We start from the raw sequence: 26136 nt of genomic DNA, 5'->3' as shown, positions 1-26136 counted from the left end.
CGCTTACGCCCTGGCCCGCTCCGACCTGAGATCTGAACACATTCTGACTGGCAGCGACGAACATGTTCGTTCGCCGGGCACGGTTTGCATCTTCGCCGGGCACCACTCTGACTGCTATTGTCAGACCAGCCCCAACAGCAGGATGGCGTGCAGGCCCACGCCCACCAGGCCACCTACGACCGTGCCGTTAAAGCGGATGTATTGCAGATCGGTACCCACCGTCAGTTCCAGCTCGCGCACCAGTTGCCTGTCATCCCACTGACGAACGGTGCGCGAAATATGATCCTTGGCCCCTTCGCGCAACTGCTCGGCCAGCCCGGCCGCCGCCGACAACATATGCTCATTCAAGGTGGCCCGCAACGTGGCGTCGGTATTCAGGCGGGCGCCAAGGTCCTGAGCCACCCGCCGCAAATGGGCGGCAACCGAGGAGTCCGGTCTGGCAAGATCGCTGCGCAGCACACGCATGACATCAGTCCAGATGCCATCGATGTACTCGCCCACCTCTTTGTGATGCAAAAACCGCTGCTTGATGGCTTCGACCTGTTCTCTGAGCTCAGGGTCCTGGCCCAGGCGCTGAATATAATCGAGCACCCACTGCTCATAATCCTTACGCAAGGGATGCTCGGGTTCACTCAAAATTGTGTGTACCTCGTCCACCAGCGCACGCGCCAAACGGTCGGCCATCTTGCCTGACAATTCGTCCACGGAGGTCACCACGCCCACCATCGCCAACAGTTTGGGCCATTCGCGCTGAGCGTAACGCACAAGCACAGCCGCCACGCGTTGCTTGACGGCTTCATTGGACAAATAAGTACCCAATTGCTGCAAGACCTCATCGAGCAGGCGCTGATGCCGGGCATTACGCGTCAGCAAGCCCAGAATCTGGGAGCTGGTCCCCGCCATATCCACCCGCATCAGATAGCTGCGCACCCCATCGGTCAGGGCCTGTTTGACGCTACGCTCGTCCAGTAAACGCAGGGCCTCGCCCAGGGCCGTTTGCAAAGCACGGCTCACACGTTCGCTTTGCTCAGGTTGCGACAGCCACTGCCCCAGGCGAGCCGCCGGGTCCAGACTGCGCAGTTTCTCCAACAACATCGCCGAATCCAGAAAGTGGTCGCGCACAAATACGCCCAGACTTTCCCCCAGACTGTTTTTCTTATTGGGAATAATGGCCGTATGCGGAAAAGGCAGGCCCAGGGGATGCCGGAACAAGGCCACGACGGCAAACCAGTCAGCCAGCGCGCCCACCGTGGCCGCTTCACTAAAGGCACGCAGCCAAGGCCACAGTCCAGCAACCGGCGCAGCCTCACCCCGGCCAATCATGGCGTGACTGAGCAGGAACAGGCTGATCGTCAGGCCCAGCAAAGCCAGGGCGCCGCGTTTCATGCGACGCAGACGACGTTCAGGCGAATCGGGGCGAGAGGGAGATACAGGCATGTGCACAGTCTATGCGTCGTTTAGCGACCCCCTTATTGTCACCCTGTCTTTTTCTGGCTGTCCAGAAGCAAATCAGCCTGGGGCAATCCAGGCTGATTCAGGCCCAGCCACATGCCGGGGGTTTACTGGCAAGCCTGTTCGGCACGCTTCACAAAGTCGGTTGTAGCATCGCGCAAGGCCTGGGCAATCTGACCCGCTTGCTTAGGAGCCAGCGTGACACCGCCCGTCGCCGTAGCCGCACAGGCGGACAGGCCTTGACCGGTGATATCCACCACATTGATCCGCAAGCGCGGCTTGGCGCGTGCAATACTGCGGGACACAGCGCAAATATCCTGCTCGCAACCGTCATTGCCATCAACAAACAAGACAATCAAAGCATTCCGTTTGACGCCATCCACCCGACTGGCCGCCAGATTCAGGGAATGAACCAGATTGGTGCTGTCCTTGGCCTCGATAGTCTGAATCAGGTTTTTCAACCGTCCCCGCTGAGCCGTCGTAAAGCGGCCCTGGTAATTGGGTGCGGCGCACTGCTGCGCAAAGGTTATCAAATGCAGGTCCTGCCCCGCGGGCAAACTGTCCACCATGCTGGAGAAAGCGCTGCGCGCCGCCTTGATGCGCGACGTCCCTTCAAACAGGGTTTTAGCCCGTTGGGTCGCGTAATCGCTCCAGGAACCCATATCGCTCAAGTCCTGGCTGAAAAACCACTCCTCGTCCTGAATCTTGGCATCCACGCTCAACAGCATGGACATGGACGTATCAAAAATAAGGTAGACCTCGGGTTTGAGCACCTGGCCCTTATCATCGTGCGCACACACAAAATTAGGGTCTGATGACACCTTGGGGACAGGCTTGGGATCGGGCTGGGGTTTGGGCGCAGGCGATGGCTCAGGCACGGGCGCCTCCGGTACCACGGGCTCGACCTTGGGCGGTTCGGGGACCGGCGCCAACGGCTCTTGAGCAGGCACAACCGGGGGCAGGACAGGCTCCTGCACCGCAGGCGCTGGCTTGACCACTGCGGGCGGGGCCACGGGCATCCCACTCCTGTCCCACCAGCTGGCAGGCCACTTGAACCACCAGGACAAGAGCAGCGCCAGCAGGAGGGCCAGTAGCGCGGCCAACAGAAACCACAGAAGCGGGCGAGCCTTGGCAGCAGGCTCCCCCATGACAGCCGCGCCAGCCCCAAGAGCCGCTGTCGCCGGTGGACCCGGCGGCACGGCCGCTGCTCCGGCCATCCGACGTCGGGCAGACGCGAACAAAGGTTCGGGCGACAGCGCCGGATTCTCGCTCATCACCAGCAACGGCTTGCCGCCTACGCTGTAGATCGCCCCTTGGGCCGCCCCGTCTTGCAGCAGGGCTTGTAGCGCCTGCGCATCTTGGCTCGCCCCCTGATCGTGCAACTGGCGAATCAACAGCTCAATCCGGTCCAACGCTTGCTGATAACGCGCGTCCAGTGCCTGTTGCTGAGCAGCCGGCAAACTGCTTTTGGCCACAGCCTGGCCCTGCAGGCCCGTCCACCAGGCCGTCGTCTGCGAACCATCGGCCTGATAAATGGAAAACAGATGCGTCAGGGGTTCATCCTGACGCTTCAGGATATCCAGCGCAAGCTGATGCTGACGATAGGCCCCGGAGGGCCCCACCGAATCAAGTATGACGCGCTGCATAGGCCTTTACTCGTCGTATCCCAAACTGGACTGCAGGCGGCTGACATCTTTTTGCAGCTGTTGCAACTGCTGCTGCTTTTGGGCTATCGCGGCCGGGCTGTTGTCTTCGGTGGAACGGTTTACGTCCTTGAGCCCTTTATCCAGATCCTTGAGCTGATTCTGCAAGCCGGCTTGCTGACCTTTACTGGCCTGCAAACTACGCAACAACTGCCCCATGGAACGGTTCAGCGCAGTCTGGGCCTGACGCTGCCGGGCCAGACTGGCGTTGCTCAAGCTTTGCTGAGCCTGAATATCCTTGTAGACCTGATGAAACAGCGCATTGGCTTGCTGCGCGCTCAGCAAACTTTGCTCGCGCGTGTCAATGTGCTGGCGATAGGCGCCCGAGGTGTCGCAACTGATCTTGGTCAGGAAACCGGCGTTTTGATCCGACGGATCACACTCGCTCATGGTGGTGGCGCAACCTGCCAGCACAAGACTGGCCGCAACGGGTGACCAACGTAGAAATACTCGCATGAAAAATCCCTTTTAACCCAAGGTCACTGCAGAACGCATGGAATACAGGTCGTCCACTTCTTTTTGCAGCACGGCCACTTTGACATTCATCTCGTCAATCTGACGATCCAGACGCTGGACTTCCGCCTTCTTGCCTCCGTCCTTGCGCTCCGCATCGGCCACATCCCGATATAGGCTGACTTTTTCAGTCATGTTTTTCAGATCGCGATTGAGAACCTCGATATTCTTATCAATACGGGCCAGTTGCTTTTCAGCCTGTTTTTTCTCCATCGTCTTGGCCTTCATGTGCTTTTCAATGTCGGCAATCTGCCTTTTATCGTCAGCAATCACCTGCTGGGCCGTACGGGTTCGCTCAAGAATATTGGCAGTATCGGCCTCGACGTCACGTTGCATGGCGGCCAGACGCTCCGTGGTATTGGCGTATTCGGTGCGACGCTGATCCAGATAGTAGTTGGTCCCCATGGCGACCCCGCAGGCCGCCACGCCCGCGATAATCGCGCAAGCCGCCTTGTTGCTGGAGTTCGACAGCATGCAAGCCAGCACGCCCACCGCCGCCGCGCCGGCGCAGGCCTGAAAGCCAGAGCGGCTGAAGAATTTGGCATCCTGACCACTGGTGAGACGATCATCGGCCTGAGCACCACTGAGCAAACTACTGCCCGTGCTGGCACAGCCCGAAAGCAAAGCCACACCCAGCATCAGACTGCCCAGTAAGGTTCTAGGGGTAAAACGGCGCACGTGTTGCATAACTTCCTCTTCCAATTGAAGTACGTCTATTTTTTATTGACCCGCTCTTTACGAGTTGGGAATCGATTTGCAGTTGTTCTTCCAGGCACTGATATCAATCGAATCTGTTTTCAAATAGTCTTTTTGATTCTTCCAGTGCACGTCCAGATAAGGTTTCAGGGCGCTGAGGCTCTTGTTCTGTTCCATCATCTGGCGTGCGACCGGCACCTGTTTTTCCAGCAAGGTGAGCCCGTACAGGGACGAGGCGTCAATCAAGTTGCTGGCGTAATAACGCGCCAGTTTCGCAACACGATCGTGCTGTTCATCCAGCTTCAATTTGCGGCTGACACACTGTTTGTCGTCCGGGCTGGCCTGACACAGCGCCTCGTAATTTCGTTGCAGCAGCTCCACGAACAAGACGTCGTCTTTAAGTTTGGTGCACAGAAAAGAGCCCAGCTCCAGATTGGCGCGAATGGCTTGGTCGCGCATTTCCTCCTGTCGCAAATTGGCAGCGCGCAAATCCCCTTCCAGCTGCTTGAGCTGCGTCTTGAGCGTGTCGTCCTCCAGACTGCTGGCCAGGGAGCCCAAACGCTGCACGGCGGACTCTTGTGCCGGCGCATCCGGGTTGACAGCGCCTTGCTCGGTCCCCAAGGCCTGCCAGCTCTTTTCAATGGCCTGCACCCGGTCGCGCGAAGTCAGGGCAATTGACACCAGAGCCAGCCGCATACCCGTCGTTTTGGCCTGGGTAGGCCCTTTGGAGCCGTAATAGGCTAATTCCTTGCGCGCCGAAGCGCGCAAGGCTTCGGGCTTGGACAGGAAATTGCCGCCCCGCACCACAAAGCCGCCAGCCTGACCATGCTGACGATCCAGCTTGTTCAAGCGAAACGGCTCCAGAATCATCTCGTCCACATTACCCAAGATGTCGTGCAGCCCCAGCGGATTGGGCTTGAGCCGCCCCATTAGCTGAACCGCCCCATTGGACGACTGCGACCCGGCATACCACTCGTAGTCGTTCATGCCTTCAGGCATGGGATAGCGCACGTCACGGAACTCGGCCGAAGACAAGGACGAGCCACCACGGGCCGCGTATTCCCACTCGATTTCCGTTGGCAGACGCACAAACCCAGCCAAGCCGTCTTCTTTGGGCAGCTTGTCGGCGGCATTGTCGCGCAACCACTGGTTGTACAGGTCGGACACACGGATCGCGTCCATCCAGCTGATTTCGGTCTGCGGCACCACCAAGGTATTTTTGGGTGTCGGGCAGGTGGCTTCAGTCAGGGCCTGGTACTGCAATTTGTTCAGCTCATACTTGGCCATCAGGTAGTAGCGCGATGAACCGGCCTTGCCATCGGTAAAACTGCCCGCAATAAAGTCAGGGCGTTTGTGTTCGATATAACCCCATTCTTGCGCTTCCTGCCCCACCACCACACGCATATCATCCAGAGGGCCGGCCACCGGCACCGCGACACGGCGAAACACCATGGCACCCTCACAGGGCATGGGCAACACCACATCGCCTTCGGCAGGTTTGGGGTTGTAGTACTTCTCCTCCCAAGGTGCCGCCTGAGCAAGCGCGCTCATACCCAGCAGCGCCGTCGCCGCACTGAACCACAATTTACATTTCACGCAGACTCTCCGCAGGTTGAACGCGAACGGCACGCCAGGCTCCGATCGCCGCCACCACACAGGCCAGGCTCGCCACCATCAATAAGGCGTACAAGGCATGGGCCGGGGTGATACGACATACGAAGTCCGTCTGGAGGCCATCTCCCACTAGTAATTGATTAAATAAAGCACTGCCCAGGCCATAGAGGCCCAGCCCCAGGGCATAGGCGATCAGGCTCAGTACCAGTGCCTGAATCAGCACATAACGAATGACACCGCCACTATCAATACCCAGCAGCCGCAGAACCGCCAGATCTTTACGTTTGCGATCCACATTAGCCAGAAAGGCACCGCCCAACGAGGCCGCGCAGCCCACCATGGCCGTCAGAGCAATCACGCCAAAAATCAGGCTCAGCACACGATTGATGGCACGAACGTTTTCAATGTCGGCATACCGGCTGGCCACCGGAATACCCTGCTGTTCCAGCCCCTTGGCCACCGCCCCGACCTGATCGATCGTGCTGGCATAGACCCGGGCGCGGGCATACAGCACGGGCATATCAGCGGCCAGGGGTTTGCCGCTGAACAGGGCAAAATCGGGCACTTGAAAACCATCGCGAGCGTATTCCAGGGCCAGCAGGGTTTCCGGGGCCACGAACACGGCAGGACGCGAATAGCGATGTTCAGCCAGCACATCCACCACGGTCATGGCTTTATCGCCCTGCTCGCGCTGCCCGTCCAGACGACGGTCAACACGAATATGAACCAACTCGCCCGCCTGCCAGTTCAATCGGCGCGCAGCCTCCTGCGTCAGAATGATTTCCTGGGGGGACAGATCACGAGCCTGGGTCTGCAACAAAGGATCGCCCTGCGCACTGGCCAGCACTTCAACGTTTTCCAGAAAACGACGTCGGTCCAGGCGCAGATCCGCCTGCGTGTTCAGCGAACGCGTCATGCCCACGGCGTATGCCACACCGGGCATCTGTCGCAGCCGGTCCAGCCAGGCCTGATCAAAGCTGCCGCTGCTCAGCATCTTTACTTCCAGATTGCGCGGATCATGCAGCAACGCTTGCTGCAATTGAGTGACAACTCCGTGCTTCAGACCGAAGAGCAGCAGCAAAGGCGCGACCACGGCGACCATGGCCGCAACCATGCAAAAAGAGATGCGCCAGTCAAAGCGCAAGTCAGCCCAGGCCAGTCGACACACGCTTAGCAGCATGTCGCATCCCCCTGAGGAAGGAAAACACTCAAACCGGGCTCCAATCTGGCTTGCAGGCGCGGAATGGCGAACTGGCTCAGACTGTCCCAATCATGCGAGACCAGCAAAACCGCCAGATCCAGCTCCCTAGCCAGGCTGAAAAACAGCTGGAACACATCATGAGCGGTTTCGGGGTCCAGGGCTGCGGTAGGCTCATCGGCCAGCACCAGGCCGGGAGCGTGGGCAATCGCGCGCGAAAAAGCAACTCGCTGGCGCTCTCCAATCGATAAGGCAGAGGGGTACAGATTCAGCAGCCGCTCCAGCTTCAGGGTGGCAATCGCGGCATCCAGATGATCGGCCTTGATCGGCATGCCTAACAAGCGCCGTGGCAGAACCATGTTTTCCCAGACCGACAGGTAGGGCAGCAGACCACCATTTTGCAGCACAAAGCCCAGGTTCCTGGCACGCCATTGCGCCAACTCGGATTCACGACCATCGGCATACAAGGCCTTGATATCCATGGCCTGCCTGCCCAAACGAAACGCTTTGACCTGTTTGGGCTTGAGCAACAGTCCCAGGGTCTCCAGCAAGGTGCTTTTGCCGCATCCGCTGACGCCGGTCACGGCCACGATCTGCCCCGCTTCCAGAGCGAGCGCAGGCAATTGCACACGAAAAGCCCGGGGGCCTTGCCCCCGGGAAACCTCTAACTGCTGAATGCGGAGCATGTCAGGGCATCATCTCCAACGGCACGGGATACACGTCATCCCGCGCATCCGCCCCTTCGGCCAATGACACCCAGCGATCCGCATCCGCGTTGTAACGCTCGTAATGGCGCAACTTGATGCCCAGATCACGAATGAATTTCTCCTGGCTCAGGGCATCCCAACTGCTCCAGGTATCTTCGTCCAGACTCAGTACCGCACTTTGGTAGGGCAAGTCGTCCAGATACTCGCTCATCAGGCCCAGCTCGGCGAGCTTGGTGCCCTTTTCCTGCTTCAAGGTGCTGGGGTCCGCCCCCATGGCGGCGGCCACGGAACGCAAGCGGTTAAACATGTCGGTAGGCGAAATCATGCCTTCGTTGGCCGCCTCCAGAATCTGTTTAACCACAGCGCTCAGATCACTCAACTGGGCTTTGGTCAACAGAACACGGACATCCGTTGTGGGAATGTTCTGGCGCACCAGGTCCCGATCGCTGATCCAGGCATGAAATACCTCGGGCGCGGTGGTGCCGGTTGTCTTACCCAGATAGGCCAGGCGCATGGCATGGCCGATCAACTCGGCGTCCGAGAGCATCTGGTCAGTCGTGCTATCGCCCGTTTCCTCGGCGCGGGCCGCGCTGCCAATGGCATCTCCGCCCTGATAGGCCACTTTGACCTGCTCCGTCAGCGCCGTGGCCAGGTTATCGACCATCTTGCCAAACTGGTTCACATCACCGGCATTGACGGGGTAGTACAGCGAAGTCTGCGTGCCCCCATACGTGGACAGCTCGCGGTACTGGTCTTCGGCTTTGGCGTGGTTGTTCTTGCCCGAGGGCGTCTTCAGATGCAGGGTGTAGATCGCCACCCCCGGCTTGGCCGCTTCAATACGCAGTTGCGGCGCATCCAGGCCGGTCGAGGAATACGTGTTATTGCCTTCCAGCGCCCCGGCGTCGGTAATCAGCACCACGTAGCGCGCGCCAAAATCATTCCAGTTCACCTTGTCCAGGGCTTCGAGCACCCCGGCGTAGGCGTCTTCGTCATAGGCAACCGTCGAGACCTTGGCCTGCTTCAGATCGGCCACTTTAGCCAGGAAGTCTTCACTGCTGGTGACGGTATTGGGATCTGCATACATGCGCGTCAGATACTCAATGCCCGGTGCCGCGTCCAGATTGGAGCGAAACGCGATCAACCCGAACTTGACCTGCTCTGACAGGCCCTGCTCTTCCACCTTGCTATAGACCTTGCGTACCGCCTCGCGGGTACGTTCAATGTAGGGGTCCATGGAAATGGTGGAGTCAATCACAAAAACGACTGCCGCACTAAAGCCCTTGATCTGGGACGTGCGAAGGGCATCCTGATCCGGCTGCGGCTCGTTCTTGGCGGCGTCCGGCTCGTTCTGATCGGCTGTCTGTTTGCTGACCGAGGCCACATTGAGCAAACGCGTACGGAAACCGTTTTCAGTCATCACCTCTTCGCCACTCAAAACGGGCAACAGGTAGAACTGCTCTTGCACATCCACAAAATACTCAGGTTCCTGGGCCAGCACACCCTCGGCCTGCGCGTCTTTACGCAGCGCCTGACGGATAGGAGCCACCAGGGTTGCCGGGTCAGGCGTGTCCAGGACTTTTTCCAGCAAGGTGCGCTCCTGGAAAAACAACATGCGGTCACGGTTGGCCGGGTTGGTAAAGGCCAGGGTCAACTGCATTTTCCAGTCCACCGTGCAGGCCTTGTCCAGCCAGCCCACGGTTTTGCCCTGGCTGTCCGGGCCCACCTGCAAGCGCTCTGCCCCGGCCTGCTCGATGCGCTGATAAATATAAAAACGGCTAAAGGCGGGAACTGGCTTGCCCTGTTGATCCGTTGCCGAAGAAAACAGACGGCAGGAAGGCGTGGTCAGGACGCGTTGATAAAGCGTCTTTTTACCCTCTTGCAGCAAGGGGGCGGCCGCCTGTGCCTGGCCTGCCCCCAACAAGAGCGCAGCAAGCAAACTGAATCGAACCAGCGGACGGATCATCATTGGCTCAGCTCCTGAAAGCGGGCCTTGGCGTGCGCATTATCGGGATCGGACAGCAAGACGGTTTCATACCAGTACGCAGCGGTAGCCGGATTGGGCTTGCTAAAGCAGGCATGCGCCGGGTGATCCTGGGGATCATATTCACGGGCATAGGCCAGGGCAATCTTCACATCACCAGACTGTGCCTTGTTCACATACAGGCGTTGGGCGACGTCGCATTGCCCCGCCTTTTTGACTTCCTCAATCACAGCCAGCCACTGCTCGGACGTTTTGCTTTCCTTGACACACTCTTGCACGAACTGCAGCCCAGGCCGATCTGCCAGCTTGTCCATGGTGCAGTTGTCAGTCTCCACCACGGCGGGCTTGGGCTCGGGTGCCTCGGGGGCCGCCGGGCTGTCGTCCTTGGCGGATTGGCTGTAGAACCAGTAGGCGGCTGCGCCCAGCAAAGTCAGCAAAAGGACAAGCAAAACAATCCATTTGGCCATGCCACCTTTTTTGGCGGGAGGCTCGACAGGAGCCACCGTGTCCACGTTGGGGGCGGGCATCTCTACCTTGACGGGTTCCGGCGCTGGAGGAGCCACCGTCTCAACCACAGGAGGCGTTTCCACAACAGGCTCGGGCGCGGGTGTTTCGGGTGCAGCGGCTACCGGCATGGTCAGTTCCATTGCCTGGGCATGGCCACCCGCAGTAGAAGGCAAGATGGCCTTGTCCAGTTTCAGCGGGCTGCGACCCAACTCTTCACCACCGCTATCCGCCAAGGTGATCTGATACGCATCGCTGGCATTGGCCAGCAGCGAATCCACAATGTCGGCGTTCAGCAGAACCGCGATACCCTCTTCATGCTCGGTCCAGCCTTGTTGCGGCAACCAACGCAAAGAAGCATCCCAGCTTTGTGCCGAATGCAGGTAATAACTGTTTTGGCTGCGCTGAATGGCGATCGCATAGTCCCCCAGCTCCAGCTCATCATCCAGATCACGCACATACAAACGAGCGCGGCCCGGAACAGCAGGCTCCAACGCCTGCAAACTAAATCTTAATTTCATGCCACGCTCTTATCGGTAAAACAGTCCAAAATGCGGCCCAAGGCCTGATTTTGCTCCAGGCTCAGTTCGCGCCCGCCCTCATAACCCGCGTTATGCAAGGTGGTGTGCGCCAAAGCGGCCAGCCATTGCTCAAAAAAGAGAGCACCGTGATCCTGGGGCTGGGCGGGCAGTGCCGGCATGCCATCGGGGGCAAACGTCCTGGGGGTCTTGAAGAAATCCTCGGTGCCGCCTTTCAGGTAGAACCAGGTCACAAACTCGCTGATCGTCATGGACACATTGCAGACCTGACGATCAGCCAGGCGCTCGCGCCGCACACCGCTTTGACGACGCTTGGTCAGCGCGGCCAGCAGCTTGTCGCGCAAGGCCCAACGATCCGAGGCCACAATCAACTCCTCCACCAGGCTGGCGAGCAAATCGACCGGCATGCGCAACACATTCTGATTGGTGCGGCTGGCAGGAAGGTCACGCAACTGACTGACCCAACTGCGATAAACCAGATCGGCATACTGCTGCTCGAAAGGCTGCTCCTGAACCAACACGCCCGGTTCATCGGGCTCACTCTTGCTGGAACCCAGGCTCAAGAACAGATCTCGCAAGGTGTCTTGCGACAGGTGCAAGGCCGCCAGCAGTTCGCCCACAAGGGCACGATAGGCAGGCAATTCTTCACGGAACTGTTTGGCCAGCGCCTCTTTGACTACCGATTGCTGATCGCCATCCTGGCTGTACCAGGAATACAGGGACTTCTTGACCAAGCTGTCATGCAAACTGCGAAACTGCTCTTGCAGGCGCATCAGCTTGAAATCCAGGCCGCCGATCTGGGCCACATAAGCGCGCAAACGCTGCATACCGCCATCGTTCAAGGCGAGCATGGCATCCCAGGCCTGGGCTGGATCACTCAGTTGCTGCGCCAGCAGCGGGTTCTCAATAAAGCTGCCGCGCATGCGCCCCATTTTCTCGGCCACAGAGGCGGTAATGGAGAGCTCCCGGCTCTCTGTATCCAGATCGATAAACGGCGTGGGCATGCCGGGCTTGCGCACCAGGAAGGTGTTGGAAAACGGCTGATCGGGACGCCATTGCTGCAACCATTCGCAGTGGCCAAAACGCTCCTTGAAGCTCATCTTCATCAAGCCATCCCAGCTGTCACGCACCTGAGCATCATCCTGAATCAGGGAGGCGCCAATACGTTTGTCAAACATGGTAATGGCCCACATCAGGCCTACTTTGCGGTTCTGGCGCTCCTGCGGTGTGGCCCCCTGAGTGCGATGCACCCACCGTGTCAGCACGGGTTCCACGTCCTTGACATCACTTTGCTTGTCCGAGGCCGTACACATGACAAGGCCATTCATCTCCTGCTGGTCGGTATAGCGCTCAAACAGATAGGCCACCTTGCCGCGCAGAATCAGCTGCGAGGCAGGATTGCCACCGCTGCTCTCCGACGCGGCACCGGCCTCCTGCACCGAGCGAATGTTCAGGCGACCGCGGTAACCCGGAAAATCCAGCAGGTCTACCTTGTCCACACCGCTGGCCTGGGTTTCACCGATCAAGGGAAAGGTCAGCTCAACGGTCAGCGCGGCCAGATGGGCCAAGGGCACGTCCACCGCCTGGGCAGCAACAACGGTCTGGCCATCGTGCTCGCGCACGGGCAAAACGCTCAGGCTTTTCTCGGCGGGACTGCCCAAGGATTCGAGCACATCCACGTTCATGATGCTGTCCTGCTGCACAAAGCCATCGCCTTCGCGACGGATCAGGGCGGTCAAGGGTGCATACACCTTGCTGGGATGGCCCAGGGCCTGCAGCACTTTAGCCAGGCCGATATAAAGTTCACTCAACTCAGCCTGTTCACCCCACAAGATGGAGAACAGCTGTGCCCGATCTTCCAGACGCAAAGCGGGGGCCAGATTAATGAGCTCGGGCCAATAAACACTATCGAGCAAGCGGGTGGAATTGCCAAAACTGCCGCGCACGTAATCCCACAAGGACACGGCATCATCGGCGCTAAAGCCGGTATCGGTGAGGCCCGCGCGGCCTTTGAGCGAGTCGATCAAGGCCTTGATACGATCAGGAGCAAAGGTATAACCGACCTGCTCCTTGTCAAAGTCATTGAAATAACTGTTGACCAGGATTTTCACCATATCGACCTCAGAAAAAATCTGCAGTTCGACAGGGTAGGCCTCGGGACCTGGGCTCGCATTACGGCTGAAACGCGTCACCAGACCCGTGGCTTCTTTACCGCCTCCCGGTGGGTTCACGTGGCGCAAGAAGTCGATGGTTTCACCACCGTAACGGGTTTCCAGGCGTCCGTTGCCCCCCGCGGCAAGGCTGGAAATCAGATAGGATTTGCCCGCTTGCGACAGACCAAAAAACCCAATCGTCATGGGGCGCCCCGACACCACGCTCAGACTGCGGGCTGTATTACGGGCACGGCGCAGCTCCAGCACCAGACTGTCGGCTTGCGCATTCAGGCGTTGCGACGAGCCACGCGCCTGCATGACCCACTCAATCGCCTGTCCTGCACCGTGATATACGTTCTGCCAGTCCTGGCACAAATCCTTCTGTAAGGTTGTCATGTCCGTCATTTGAGCACTACGCTCCCGCTATCGAGCCAATATGGAGAATCACCCAGACCTGCTTCCAGCATGGTGTTGAGCTGGATACGCACGGCCTTGGGCACAGGGCTGGACAATTTGAAGTCGCGCGGATTGGAGCGACGCACTTCCAGGCGGTCGCTGATCATGCGGCGACCTTGCTTGTCACGCACTTTCTGGTTGACCTGCAAACTCACTTCCATGGAAGGCAGTTGCCCATCATCGTCAGGCGCATCCGCCATCTGGCGACGCACCTTCTCGTTCAAATGCAGGTAATACAAGGGCGAGGCGGGCCAGCGTTCGACATCCAGCTGTCGATAGCCCAGACGCAGGTAACTGCCCTGCATCAACAGGTGATAGCCGTCCGAGTCCTCGCTGCTGACGCTTTCCAGCGTCACCATTTCCTCGCGGGTATCCGGGTCAATCTGGAGCACATCCTTGTAGACCAGATCCTGATCCTTGATCTGATTATTGGAATCGATAATCCCGATATGGCGCAGGGTGGAGCGCGGCCGCAGATTCGATACTTTGAAATTGAACTGGTCAATATTCATGTTGTAGCAAAGCAGGCACAGCATGGCGCCCACCGAGGCCGTACTCTTGGGATCATCGATCCGGCCATTGGTGTGGAAGGGATACCAACTGCCGGTGCGGTAATTGTGCAAAGGCAACAATCGCGCAGGCGAGACAGGCATCTGTGAGCGCACATAGGCCTGCACGCCCGGCAGGCGCGAAGGACGCCCGGCCATGAGCACAATGTCGCAGTCGTAATAGTTCAACACTTCGCAAAAAGCGCGCAAAGGGTCGTTAATGTTCAGCGAACCCGTGACCAAACCCTGGTGCAAATGGGCCAGATCAAAGGACTGCTCAACATGGGCCAGCTCCAGCTCCACGCGCTGACCGACATGCTTGTGCAGTTCGTCCAGCACATACTGCACCACTTTGCCGGAAACGCGTGGCAGGGCATCGGCCGCCCCCGCCGAGGCATGGGACAGGGGAACATTGCCCTGATCGCCATGCACATGTTCAAAGTCCAGCAACTGGCCCCAGGGCACCGACTGAACAGCGCGCGGGTCCTCGTGCGGATCGTAGGCTTCATAGCGTTTCAGAAACTCCAGCCCCAGCGGCACAAAGACCTGCAGGGCCAGTTGCTGGCGCAAGACGGCTTTATTGGCATCGGCTTTTTCATTGCCGCATAGACGCGACAGGAAGACGTCCGTATCCTGCACACCGGCATGACTCAGGGCGTGTTCAAACGCGGGCAGGACATAACGCTGAATCACATCGAGCAAGATATCGTCACCGGCCACGCGGAAGCTGTCGCGAAAACGCTGTTTGGGCGAGATGGTCAGGTTGCTGCCACCGCCCGCTCCTGCCGGGCGACGCAAGGTGTAGTCGCTGATCACGATATCGGTGGTGCCCCCACCAATGTCAATAATGCCCAAGGTCAGCGTTTCCCGATCTTCCTTGTAGGGGGCCGCAACGGCATCAAAGAACTCATCGGCATGGCCGGCAAAGTTCTGGGTAATTTCGGTAAACAGATAGACCAACTGCGAACTGGTTGCCTCGTCCCATTCCACCCGAAATTCGGGCAGAGGCACACGCAGGCTCTCTGGCATGCGACCCGATTCGACAGGCTCGAGCGCATAAGGATCTTCTTCACCCTGATACCAGTCCAGGCTGGTCCACAGCAGACCAATGGCCTGACGCAAACGCTCAGACAGGAGGCTGCGCTCTACCAAAGGCATGCCGGGCGGTACCGTCAACACGATGTTGCTCAGGCGACGCGGCTTGTTGGAATGCCCCTGACGCACCCGTTGGGCCGGACTGTTGATTTGCAACAGCGCCTGGGCCAGCACTTCGGTCAGCATGAATGTCATGACCGAACTGCGCGAATAGAACGGCTCAAACACCGGCAGGCGGTCGTCTTCTTCCAAGGTGAACAGCGCTTCGCCCCGCTCGTCAATGTGCAGGGAGAACGGTGCTGCCAGGGCACGCGGCTCTGCATCGGAACGGTCGTACTGCTGACTGAAACGCCAGCCGTGCTTGTATTCGTTTTCGTCCCACAAGTAGCGTTTAGGACTGGACAGACCGGTGGTGCCTTCGGTGCCACGACGGCGCGCAGCCAAACGCGCAGCCTCATCGCCAACACGCACCAGCGTAGGCCAGGAAAAAGCGGTGGGACGGCCACTTTTAAGGGACAGATGATTCTTGCCAAAGTCCGTCTGCGCAAACTCGACACGACTTTCAAATGGCTTGCTGTACACCTGATGCGGGTGGGACAAATCGCGCAACTGCAGCACGTAATTTTGCCGCAGCCCCGAATCGTCCTGGCCATGGTTTTCAATCAGAATCCCGCAAGTACGCGAGTTCCCTACATCCAGCACCAGATCTACCGGAATGATCTGCTCGCTTTGCCAGTTGGCCGCCAACACCTTGATGTCCGGCAAGCGTACCCAGGCTTCCGTACGCTCTTCCACACTCTCATGCGGGGGCGCGAACAGACTGAGCAGGTTCAAAAAGTGCAACTGAGCCGAGCGCAAGGCGCTGACCTCTTCGCCAAAGTCGATGTTGCGCGTTTTGTTGACGTTGTCTTTATAAACTTCCAGCAGCCATTCCTGCACCCAGTCGCGGTTCAGGAACCAGTCCATATGGGCGCTATCGCAAGCAAGGCGAAACAGGGCGCCGGCGTTGATATCCTCTCGCAAGGGGGCCAGATAGGCCGCGCCTTCAGTCAGGTCCACCACGCTGGTGTCGCAGGCAAGCGTAATACGGTGCGTGTTGCCGTCCCGATCGGGTGTTTCCAGACGCACCACCCGCAGGCGGCTCCAACTGGCTGGCCCATGATCGAAACGATGGGGGGCGACAAAACGCACATAGGGTACCGGTAGCCACAGGCCATCGAACAGGTCCAGGGTACGACTCAGGGACACATCGCATTCCTGATCATTGCGCCCCCCCCCCTGATAGACCCCCACCTCGCCTTCGGGCTGGTGAAAGAGGGTCTGCTCCTGGCCAAACTGCAGACCTTCAAACAGCAAACGCCAGTTCTGGCCATTTGTGCTGAAAAAAGAATGGTTCAAGGTGCCCAGCTTCTTGCTACCCAAAGTGGGAGCGTTGATGTCAAAACCGAAGTCCATGAACTGGACTCCGGTATTTTCAATCAAAGTAACCAAGCCATCGTGTTTGAGTAATTCAGGCAACATAAGATTCAGGCACTCATCATTCGGATTGCTGCAAGATCAGAGGAAAGGCATTGGAGCCGTACATGCCCGCGCACTGGGCGGCAGCTCCTGCGGCACCGGGATCACACACAATCTTGGGCATATCGTAGGCCGCATTGTCAGTACATTTGGCGGCGGAATTAGCATTCAAGATCAGACGGCCCTGATCGGCCGAGGCCGACACAGGAGCCTCGCACTGCACGCCGTCCCCGCGCTTGATCTGCACATGGCCTGCACCGTCTTTCAATTGATATTGCAGTTGCACGGGTTTACCGGTCTGACTGTCCTGCACTCCCATGCGGGCGGCCCATTGGCCGTTAAGGAAATCCATCTTGCCCGTTTGCAAGGCATCGGGCGGCACCACCAGGGAACCGGGGGAACTGCCGCAGACGTTGCAGGGCTAGTCGGATTGGCATCCAGAGTCGGAGGCGCGGCAGGATCGGCAGGCGGGTTGGCAAGCCCGTCCGGCAACTGCGGCGGCTGGGAATGGGCATGCGCGTTCGCTGCCGGATCAGCTGGCGGCGCGGCATCCAGAGCCTGGCCTCCCGCTGGAGCACCCGGCACGACAGGAACGCCCGTTCCCGGAGCAACAGCGTCAGGCGCCCTTACCCCTGGGGCCATACCCGAGCCTGGCGCGCCCGGTACCACGGGCACCGAGCCTGCCGTAACACGCCCCGTCGCATCGACACGAGCATTGGGCAGCGGAACGCCCGTATCCAGCGTGGGCAAGGACCAACCCAGCCAGTTACGCACTTTCTCGGGCAGGTAGCTGCCGACACTGGAACTCAACGACGCCACAGGGGTATTGGGTACAAGGGGCGTCGAACACCAGCGCAAGCCAAACAGGAGCAAGGCCAGCAGCAGCAATAAGGCCAGCAAACGCCACCACCAGCGGGACCACCAGCTTGCAGCCACGGGAGCCACCACCGGAGGCACGGCGGGCTCGACTGGCGGCAGCGGGGCAGGCACGACGGCAGGCGCCACCTGAGGAGCGGGTCTCAAGGGTAGCAAGGGATCTTGGGTTTGGTCCGCTCCGTGGTGCAAAAAGCCCCAGAAGGTCAGAACGGGCTTGCCGTTGACCAGATAGACAAAGTTTTCATCCGGGAAATACAGAACACGGCGCAGCAGACTGGAGAACAGGGCCTTGTCGCCCAAGGCGTTCTTTTCCTGCTCATCGGCGTCCACAGCAGGCGTCATCTCGTCCAGCCTGGCCTGAAAAGCCGTTAATTGTTTCAGGCCTTCCTCACGTTCCTGCGCCGTTGCTGCCGTCCAAGGCACCACCTGACCTGGGATCGGGCTGTACCAGTCCAGTGTGGAGCCTGTTTCATTGCTTTGCGGAATCGCCATATGATCGGCAACATGGCCGGCCCGACGGCGCAAAGCTTCTCGTAACTGTAAAGCGGAGCGAAATACCGGTCGGCCGCCCTCACCTAAAGCCATGAAAGCATCGGCACGGCCACTGCGCAGTAAAACCCCTTGCTTCATTGAGTTCCCGAATAAAAAAAAGAAACATAGTACAACAAATAGCTACTTCCACCGCCTCAGGAAAATGCCCAGTCATAGGGCGTGCCCAGGGAGAAAAAACCCCTTTAAGGGTTTTGAAAAAACCGGAACCAAAAAGAACGGAAAGTCGTTTTGATACTGAGCGACCAATTAAAGAGGGTAATAAAACCGCCTACCTTTCGGCCCTGCTGATAAAAATGTACGCCGTCGTACGCAAATCAACATTGACCCTGCAGAAATAAGCGCCGCCTTGACTTACTAATCAGAATTAGACCCTGCCGCCCCCAGTTTCAGTCCGTGGAAAAAGGCCAAAAAAAAGGACTGGTCACGCGCATCCAGCCCGCCAACCCGCGCTATGACCCGATCTGCGGCACGTTTGCCGGCCAGACCCCGGCAACATTCCGGCCTTTGTCATAGACCTTTCACGTTGACCGACTAGGATGAGCGCTACCCCCTAACTCAGCCTTGGCGCTATTCATCACTATGAGCAAACATATCTCCGACAAGACTGTACGTAACGCCAGTCAGAACACCCCTTTTAGCGAAATTCTGGAACGAAGCCTGTCTCGCCGTGCCGTCATGCGCGGAGGCCTGGCCGCTGCGCTGGCCACCATGACCGGCTTTGGCCTGGCTGGCTGTGACAGCAACAGCACCGGCAGCAGCTCGTCCGATAGCGGCAGTGGCCAGACCCCTACCCCAAGCCCCAATCCTGATCCAGAACCACCGGCAAAGCTCAAACTGGGGTTTGAGTCCCTGCCCACTTCCATGACAGATGGCTGTGTTGTGCCTCCCGGCTATACCGCCCATGTGCTGGCCCCGTGGGGAACGCCCATTAACGACAACGCCTTGCCCTGGGACCAAAACGGCAACAACAGCTCCAGTGATCTGCTCAACTCCATGGGCATGCACCATGACGGCATGCACTTTTTCCCACTGGAAGGCAGCTCCACTGAGGGCTTGCTGGCCGTCAACCACGAATATATTGACGCCAATGCCCTCCACCCCAATGGCCCGACCCTGGTCGATGGCAAACGGCCTGCCGAGGAAGTGCGCAAGGAAATCAATGCCCATGGCGTAGCGATCATCCACATTCGTCGCGACCAGGGCCGCTGGGACATCGTCCAGAACTCGCGTTACAACCGTCGCTTCACCTCCGCCACCCCCATGAAGCTGGCCGGCCCCATCGGCGGCACGGACTGGACCAAAACGCCTTTTTCGCCCAACGGCACGCAAGTGCGTGGCACCAACAATAACTGCGGTAACGGCACGACCCCCTGGGGCACTTACATCACCGCCGAAGAGAACTGGGCCGCCTGCTTTGTCAATACCGGCAATCGTCCCGCACACCAGCAGCGTGTGGGCGTCTCGTCCGGCCCTACCGGCCGTTACCAGTGGGAAACTGCCGCCCAAGACCCATCGGAAGTTCTGGGCGAGTTCGCGCGCTTTAACGTAACTGAAACCGGCGCAGGCCCCACCGAAGACTGGCGCAACGAGGTCAACGGCTTTGGCTATCTGGTCGAGATCGACCCGTACGACCCCACCAGCATCGCCACCAAACGCACCTCCATGGGTCGCTTCGCGCATGAAGGATGCGCCTACAGCAAACCTGAGGCTGGCAAGCCACTGGCTTTCTATAGTGGTGACGACTCGCGTTTTGAGTATGTCTACCGCTTTGTCTCCGAGGCCAACTGGGACCCGAAAGACGCACAGCGCACCGACCGTCTGGCCGTTGGCGCCAAGTATCTGGACAAGGGAACCTTGTATGTCGCCCGCTTCAACGAAGACGGCTCGGGCGAATGGCTAGCCCTGACAGGAACAACGGTTGGCAAAAATGGGCGCACGCTGGCTCAAGAGTTTGGCAGCCTCGATGCCATCCTGATCAACACACGCGGTGCCGCTGACTTTGTGGGTGCCACCCCGATGGATCGCCCCGAGTGGACCGCCACCCACCCAAGCAACGGCGACATCTATCTGACGCTGACCAACAACACCAGCCGTAATGCCTCTACGGGCACCAACCCGGCCAACCCACGTCTGAACAACGTAAACGGCCACGTGATTCGCTGGCACGACGAGGCAGACTCGAACAAATTCAAGTGGGACATTTTTGTGTTCGGCTCGGATGCCGGTGCGGATGCGGACACCAACCTTTCTGGCCTGACGGATCTGAACCAACTGGCCAGCCCGGACGGCCTGGCTTTTGACAGCCGGGGCATCCTCTGGATCCAGACGGACAATGGCATCGATGGTGGACGTAAAAACAATGTCGCCCGCGCCACCAACGACCAGATGCTGGCCGTTATCCCCGGCGCCCTGGCTGACAGCACAGGTACCGGCCCGGCCATCAACGCGGCCAATCAGGCCGAGCTGCGCCGCTTCTTCGTGGGGCCCAATGAAGCCGAGATCACCGGTTTTGCCATGACCCCGGATCACACCAGCCTGTTCCTGAACATTCAGCACCCCTCGAACTGGCCCGCTTATGACACGCAGGACGCCACCGTCGTCAGCATGAACACGGTACGTCCACGTTCTTCGACCGTGGTGATCCAGCGTACGGACGGCAAGCCCATTGCCGTGTAAGCACCAGGGCGGATCAGGGGTTTGAATCCGCCTGATTGAGTGTCATGCTCAATTTTTTCCATGCGGGGCCGTCAATCGATGGCCCCGTCTGCTTTTTAGCACGACGCCATTCAGACAAAACCACGGGTTTGGATGCTGGGGCACGGAGCCAGTTGCTCCATTTTCGAGCAGCGACCAGGGAAAAATCGGGCTTGAGGGCCAGAGCACGACAGCAAGCCGACTGCTCAGCACACCGGAGCACCCTGCTTGAAGCCGCGGCAATCAAGGCGTGAAGGCCACGTGAAGAAAATTTTCTCAACAGGCCCCTAAAGAGTTTTTCACCCCTTCCGTTAATGTTGCTGTACAGGAAGAACGCAGTGTGTCGAATGCGCGATCAGCCCCCTGGGGCCTAGCAGAACGCCAACGCTTTCCTGGGCAAAGGGCGAAACCGTTTCGCCGCTCTACTCAACATTGGGAGTTACCATGTCTGTTATCAATACGAACTCGCTTTCCCTCGTTGCCCAAGGCAATCTGAGCAAATCGCAAGGCGCACTGGGTCAAGCCATTGAGCGTCTGTCCTCCGGCCTGCGCATCAACAGCGCCAAGGACGACGCTGCTGGTCAAGCTATTGCTAACCGCTTTACGGCGAACATCAAAGGCCTGACCCAAGCTACGCGTAACGCCAACGATGGTATCTCCATCGCTCAAACGACTGAAGGTGCGTTGAACGAGATCAACAACAACCTGCAGCGCGTGCGTGAGCTGACTGTTCAGGCAGCTAATAGTACAAATTCTTCTTCGGACCTTAGTTCCATTCAGGACGAAATTAACCAGCGTCTGCAAGAGATTGATCGCGTGTCTCAGCAAACGCAGTTTAATGGCGTACAGGTTTTGGGGAAGGACAACAACACCCTGAAGGTGCAAGTAGGTGCCAATGACAACGAGTCTATTTCGATCAACCTAAAACGGATCGACTCGAGCACCCTGGAAATGTCAGGTTTTCAGGTAGAAAAGACTACGACCGTTAAAACAGTTACATCCGCTAACATTGGTGCGGAATTCACGTCTGTGACGCTAGCAGCCGACACAGAAGTTGGCTCAGGTATTACCGCGGAAGGGCTGTATGCACTTAAAGACGGTTCGGGCTACGTAGTTAAAGGCGACGATGCCAATTACTATGCCGCGACCCTCACCATCACGAATGGGGTGGCTAGTGCCGCCTGGAATAGTGATGGTGGTGCTACTGCTGCAGCTGACGTGAATGTTGCAGGTGGAATGGTATCCGCAGGCAAAAACACGGCCACTACGCTCTCCGGTGCCACAACCTATGAAGCGATTTTGGACGATAACGGAGTCGCCACAGGCGATTACGTTAGTAAAGAAGCGAACGGCAAGTACTATGACCTGTCGTTTACTACAGGCGGAGTTGCAACAGTTGCGACAAAGGTGTCTGATAAGGTCGTCACCACCGCCCAAACCGCCGATCCTCTCGCAAAAATCGACAAAGCTCTTGCTCAAGTTGACTCTCTGCGGAGTGAACTCGGTGCCGTTCAGAACCGTTTCCAGTCGACTATTGCCAACCTGAGCAACACTGTCACTAACCTGTCTGCAGCTCGTTCGCGTATTGAAGACGCGGACTACGCAGTCGAAGTCTCCAACATGACTCGCGCTCAGATCCTGCAACAGGCTGGCACGTCGGTACTGGCACAGGCTAACCAAGTGCCACAAACTGTACTGTCGCTGCTGCGTTAATTGACGCTGCCGAACCATTCACTTTGAATTAACAAGCGAAGTGAATGCACGACAAAAAGCCAGCCCAATAACGGGCTGGCTTTTTTCCATCTGAATCAACACGACAGGACATCACCGAGAAGTCAGACTGCAATTGCCGCCTGCTCGACACTTAGTCCAAATCCTCACTTTATCGCTGAATAGCAGCGCAGTACACTGCCATGCCCTCCCTCCTGTTTACCGCCAAGAACAGAACCACTAGAACATCATCCTCAACGGTATAAACAAGACGATAGCCCTGCTTGAGGCAGCTTGATTTTGTAGCAGTTCAACAAATCGCCTCGCAAGGCGGACCCGACACATGCACTGTATCCAGTCTTTTGCGAAGCAGATTTTTGAAGGTGGTTTTAACACTTCCATCCAGCCGCCCCCACTCCTGCAAGGCTTCGGGTACGAACTTTAATTTGTATTTTGTGGGCTGTCGCTCAGAACTGCTCAAGATCAACCCCGACCGCCGTATCTTTAACCGCCAACCGTCGACGCACCAACTCATCCAAATCCCGGTTAGCCATTTCCTCGACCAACGACTCACACAAGCGAGGCGTCACCATATAAAAGGCGGGTCGGTTATGGCTCAATACGGCAACAGGCTTTTCTCCAGCCGTACGCAATACCTGTGCCGGGTTCTTCTTGAACTCGGACATGCTAATAGAATAATCAGTCAAGAAAGTGGAAGATTAGCAGCCGGTAGGCGCAGGCTTACAAAAGTACCTGAAACTCAGCACTGTCAGAAATAGCGTCCCACTTGTCTTTTGCCAGGCAGGCACGGATACGGGCTACGGCCTGGCTACGAAGTTGAGACACCCGACCTTCGGTCACCCCCAGCACCAATGCAATTTCTTTCTGGTTCAAGTCTTGCTCAAATTGCAGCGCAAAAAGCAGTTTTTCACGCTCGGGCAGTTGATCGATGGCGGTAATCAAGGCTTGTCGTAGTCCCTGGGAGGTCAACAGGTTCAAGGGGTTGTCAAAGTATGCCTGCTCCCGCGAATTGTCCTCCAGAAACTCCAGCGCATCGGCTGATGGGTCAGCGTGGCGTTTCAGGTCTTCGTAGTGAATCACCTGAACCCCCACTGCCTCGTCCAGCAGCTCGTAGTAATCGTCCATGCTCATGGACAGGGCTTGGGCAATTTCCGACTCGGTGGGCTCACGCAACAGTTCCTGACGCAAGGTGCTGACGGCTACTTCAATCTGACGAGCTTTGGTGCGCACACTGCGCGGCAACCAGTCCTGACTGCGTAATTCGTCCAGCATGGCCCCGCGGATACGGGTCACGGCGTAGGTTTCAAATTGGGCCTCGGCCACCACCTGGTAGCGGCGTACGGCATCGAGCAGGCCCATCATGCCCGCTTGCATCAGATCATCCAGCTCGACACTGGGAGGCAGGCGCGACACAAGCTGAAGCGCCTGGCGGCGCACCAGTGGGGCGTACTGCTCAACCAGGACGTCTTCTGAACGAGGCATGGACGGGCACGAATCCGGACAATAAAGATTGAGCTATTTTGCCTGCCCGCCCTGCCCGACAGTCCCTAAATCAAACAGTCTTTCGCCATCTTGTTCAGGCTTTAAACGGGCCTGACCGGGCCAAAAGCCAAAATACCTCCTAAAGATACGCGCGTGGGTGCCGTAATTGGAGCGTTACAGGTGCCAAGCTCTGCCCTTTTTGCTGGCCTGCCACCAAGCCCCTTTTGGAGTGATGTCATGATCAACTCAGTTTCATCTCAAACGACGGCCTTGGTGCCCCCGGTTTCTCCTGTAGAGCAAAACCCCGGCACCCCTATGCCTTCGGCGGCCACCACGGTGACCCCCATCAAGGAAAGCAGTACCGATACCCAGTTGCAGCAGCGCTGGCCCGATAAACAGGAACCCGTGCCTGGCATGGTCAACTCGCTGGACGATACGCTGAACCAGATCAACAACTCCCTGCAGGCCTGGTCCACGGGCATTCGCTTTGATATGGATGACGAGGCGCAGCGACTGGTAGTTTCGATCGTGGACAACACGACCGGCGAGGTACTGCGCACCGTGCCGTCCGACGCGGTTATCCAGATTGCCAAAATGATCGTTCAGTTGCAGGGCAACGCCGTCAGCGTGAAGGTTTAAAAACCAAACTGGCATCGAAACGTCCCATTGACATGGGCTTTGCGCGCGGCATATTCGCGACAAAATAGGACACTACAGGAGTATTTGATATGGCTATTTCTTCAATCGGTATTGGCTCAGGCCTGAAGCTGGATGAGTTACTGGAAGACCTGCGAAAAGCAGAGAATGTCTCCCTGACCGCTATTCAGAATCGCCAAATCGAAAATGTGAGTCGGATCTCCGCTTACGGCAAACTCAAGGCGTCTATTACTGCCCTGCAAAGCGCAGGAAGAACACTCAATGACCCAAGTCTATACGGGGCAGTCAAAGTCAAGGCCGCAGGCGACGGTATCTCTGTCACAGGAAACAACAAGGCGACCCCTGGCCAGTACAGTATTGTGGTCGAACAGCTTGCCAGCAAACACTCACTGAGCACTGGCAAACTAAGTGATCGCACAACCCCACTCGGTGTTGATGGAAAAGTAACCATTACCCTGCAAAATGGAACAGCACATACCTTGGATTTGACTGGCAAGGACACCTCTTTGCAGGGAGTCATGCAAGCGATCAATGCTGACCCTAAACTAGGCGTTACGGCGACTATCATTAATAACGGTGATCCCGATCGCCCCTATCAATTAGTTTTAACCGCCTCCGAAACCGGAGAGCAGGCTTCTATCCAGTCTATTTCTGTAGACGAAAATGCTAATCTGGACGGTCTGCTTTCTTTTACAGCAGCGACTGAAAGCAGCCCTGCTCAAGGGATGAAACAACTGAGTGAAGCCGTCAACGCCAAAGCCACTATTAATGGCATTGACATCATCAGTCAAAGCAATACCCTGAAAGACACTGTAGAAGGTCTGGAGATCACTCTCAACAAAGCCAGTTCAGACGCGATCAGCCTGGATGTGACACGAGACGACAGCATCCCAAGCAAGGCTATTTCAGACTTCGTTGGAGCTTATAACGCCTTAAATAGTACGATTCGCTCACTGACCTCCTACGATGTCGAAAACAAAAAAGGCTCTGCCTTAACGGGCGACTCCATGCCCCGCCGGATTCAGTCCAGTTTACGTTCCACATTGAATATTCCAACTACTGAAGGAAATTTACGCTCCCTAGCCTCCATGGGCATCACAGCCGACCCAAAAACAGGAGACTTAGTTGTTGATGACAAAAAACTGGCAACTGCGCTGAAAGATAATATGGCCGATGTCCAACGCCTGTTTGTTGGTGAGGATGCTCTTGGAAACCGTATTAACAAAGCAGCGGATGAATACGTCAAAAAAGGCGGTTTTATCGACAATGCAACCGACGGCGCTGACAAAATTGGGAAAACCCTTGAAAAACAAGCCCTTGCAACTGTCGAACGCATAGACAACAAGATTGAGGCTTATCGTAAGCAATTTATTCAGTTAGACAGAATGGTGAACCAAATGAAAGGCACCAGCGATTACCTCACCCAGCAGTTGTCCATGCTGGGCAATATGAACAGCAATAAATAAA

At 57.5% G+C, this 26136-nt stretch carries 19 protein-coding genes; 4 read left to right on the top strand and 15 right to left on the bottom strand.

The window, feature by feature from the left end:
- Positions 1-120 precede the first annotated feature (120 nt).
- The 13 genes from FE795_RS06130 to FE795_RS06070 all read right to left on the bottom strand — a co-directional run bounded on the left by FE795_RS06130 (position 121) and on the right by FE795_RS06070 (position 18183).
- Positions 121-1437, bottom strand: coding sequence for a DUF445 domain-containing protein (locus tag FE795_RS06130; RefSeq protein ID WP_219235886.1), 1317 nt, complete (start codon positions 1435-1437; stop codon positions 121-123).
- 122 nt (positions 1438-1559) lie between these two features.
- A complete protein-coding gene (locus FE795_RS06125) occupies positions 1560-3098 on the bottom strand; it encodes a vWA domain-containing protein (protein ID WP_219235885.1) in 1539 nt (512 codons plus the stop codon).
- A gap of 6 nt (positions 3099-3104) precedes the next feature.
- A complete protein-coding gene (locus tag FE795_RS06120; protein WP_003804587.1) occupies positions 3105-3611 on the bottom strand; it encodes a hypothetical protein in 507 nt (168 codons plus the stop codon).
- A 12-nt stretch (positions 3612-3623) separates the two neighbouring features.
- Positions 3624-4355: a hypothetical protein gene (locus FE795_RS06115; protein WP_003804589.1), complete on the bottom strand. Its 732-nt coding sequence runs from the start codon at positions 4353-4355 to the stop codon at positions 3624-3626.
- Between the two features lie 48 nt (positions 4356-4403).
- Positions 4404-5960, bottom strand: a complete 1557-nt coding sequence (locus tag FE795_RS06110) for a formylglycine-generating enzyme family protein (RefSeq protein ID WP_003804591.1) — start codon at positions 5958-5960, stop codon at positions 4404-4406.
- A complete protein-coding gene (locus tag FE795_RS06105; RefSeq protein WP_003804592.1) occupies positions 5950-7158 on the bottom strand; it encodes an ABC transporter permease in 1209 nt (402 codons plus the stop codon). The genes FE795_RS06110 and FE795_RS06105 overlap by 11 nt, the downstream gene beginning before the upstream one ends.
- A complete protein-coding gene (locus tag FE795_RS06100; RefSeq protein ID WP_003804594.1) occupies positions 7149-7862 on the bottom strand; it encodes an ABC transporter ATP-binding protein in 714 nt (237 codons plus the stop codon). The genes FE795_RS06105 and FE795_RS06100 overlap by 10 nt, the downstream gene beginning before the upstream one ends.
- 1 nt (position 7863) lies before the next feature.
- On the bottom strand, positions 7864-9849 hold the full coding sequence (locus FE795_RS06095; protein ID WP_153008893.1) for a vWA domain-containing protein: 1986 nt from the start codon (positions 9847-9849) through the stop codon (positions 7864-7866).
- Entirely contained in the window at positions 9846-10889 is a 1044-nt protein-coding gene (locus tag FE795_RS06090) for a hypothetical protein (protein ID WP_059317889.1), read from the bottom strand. Before FE795_RS06090 ends, FE795_RS06095 begins: the two co-directional genes overlap by 4 nt.
- Positions 10886-13456 (bottom strand): virulence factor SrfC family protein, encoded by a 2571-nt coding sequence (locus tag FE795_RS06085; RefSeq protein WP_219235883.1) that lies wholly within the window; start codon positions 13454-13456, stop codon positions 10886-10888. Before FE795_RS06085 ends, FE795_RS06090 begins: the two co-directional genes overlap by 4 nt.
- 5 nt (positions 13457-13461) lie before the next feature.
- Positions 13462-16680: a virulence factor SrfB gene (locus FE795_RS06080; RefSeq protein ID WP_059317891.1), complete on the bottom strand. Its 3219-nt coding sequence runs from the start codon at positions 16678-16680 to the stop codon at positions 13462-13464.
- 16 nt (positions 16681-16696) lie between these two features.
- Positions 16697-16963 carry a hypothetical protein gene (locus FE795_RS06075; RefSeq protein WP_219235881.1) on the bottom strand — a complete coding sequence of 89 codons (267 nt, stop codon included), beginning with the start codon at positions 16961-16963 and terminating at the stop codon, positions 16697-16699.
- On the bottom strand, positions 16942-18183 hold the full coding sequence (locus FE795_RS06070) for an SrfA family protein (protein ID WP_219235879.1): 1242 nt from the start codon (positions 18181-18183) through the stop codon (positions 16942-16944). The genes FE795_RS06075 and FE795_RS06070 overlap by 22 nt, the downstream gene beginning before the upstream one ends.
- Before the next feature lie 501 nt (positions 18184-18684).
- On the opposite strand from FE795_RS06070, the gene FE795_RS06065 reads away from it, so the two are divergent.
- Together FE795_RS06065 and FE795_RS06060 are read left to right on the top strand one after the other, a co-directional pair.
- Positions 18685-20781: a PhoX family protein gene (locus FE795_RS06065; protein ID WP_131071447.1), complete on the top strand. Its 2097-nt coding sequence runs from the start codon at positions 18685-18687 to the stop codon at positions 20779-20781.
- Between the two features lie 462 nt (positions 20782-21243).
- Positions 21244-22512: a FliC/FljB family flagellin gene (locus FE795_RS06060; protein WP_219235877.1), complete on the top strand. Its 1269-nt coding sequence runs from the start codon at positions 21244-21246 to the stop codon at positions 22510-22512.
- Positions 22513-22976: 464 nt separating this feature from the next.
- On the opposite strand, the gene FE795_RS06055 is transcribed toward FE795_RS06060, so the two are convergent.
- Together FE795_RS06055 and FE795_RS06050 are read right to left on the bottom strand one after the other, a co-directional pair.
- The gene (locus tag FE795_RS06055; protein ID WP_219235875.1) at positions 22977-23195 is read right to left on the bottom strand and encodes a type II toxin-antitoxin system Phd/YefM family antitoxin; all 219 of its coding nucleotides are present in this window, start codon (positions 23193-23195) and stop codon (positions 22977-22979) included.
- 55 nt (positions 23196-23250) lie between these two features.
- Positions 23251-24012 (bottom strand): RNA polymerase sigma factor FliA, encoded by a 762-nt coding sequence (locus tag FE795_RS06050; protein ID WP_219235873.1) that lies wholly within the window; start codon positions 24010-24012, stop codon positions 23251-23253.
- A gap of 237 nt (positions 24013-24249) precedes the next feature.
- Between FE795_RS06050 and FE795_RS06045 the strand changes: the two genes are divergently transcribed.
- Both FE795_RS06045 and fliD read left to right on the top strand, forming a co-directional pair.
- Positions 24250-24651 carry a flagellar protein FlaG gene (locus FE795_RS06045; protein WP_230406277.1) on the top strand — a complete coding sequence of 134 codons (402 nt, stop codon included), beginning with the start codon at positions 24250-24252 and terminating at the stop codon, positions 24649-24651.
- 89 nt (positions 24652-24740) lie between these two features.
- Complete coding sequence (fliD, locus tag FE795_RS06040; protein WP_219235871.1) at positions 24741-26135, top strand: flagellar filament capping protein FliD; 1395 nt, start codon at positions 24741-24743, stop codon at positions 26133-26135.
- The last annotated feature ends 1 nt before the right edge of the window (position 26136 follow it).

This window comes from Alcaligenes ammonioxydans (assembly GCF_019343455.1).
GTDB classification, from domain to species: Bacteria; Pseudomonadota; Gammaproteobacteria; order Burkholderiales; family Burkholderiaceae_B; genus Alcaligenes; species Alcaligenes ammonioxydans.
This window is presented reverse-complemented; position numbering and strand designations above follow the sequence as displayed.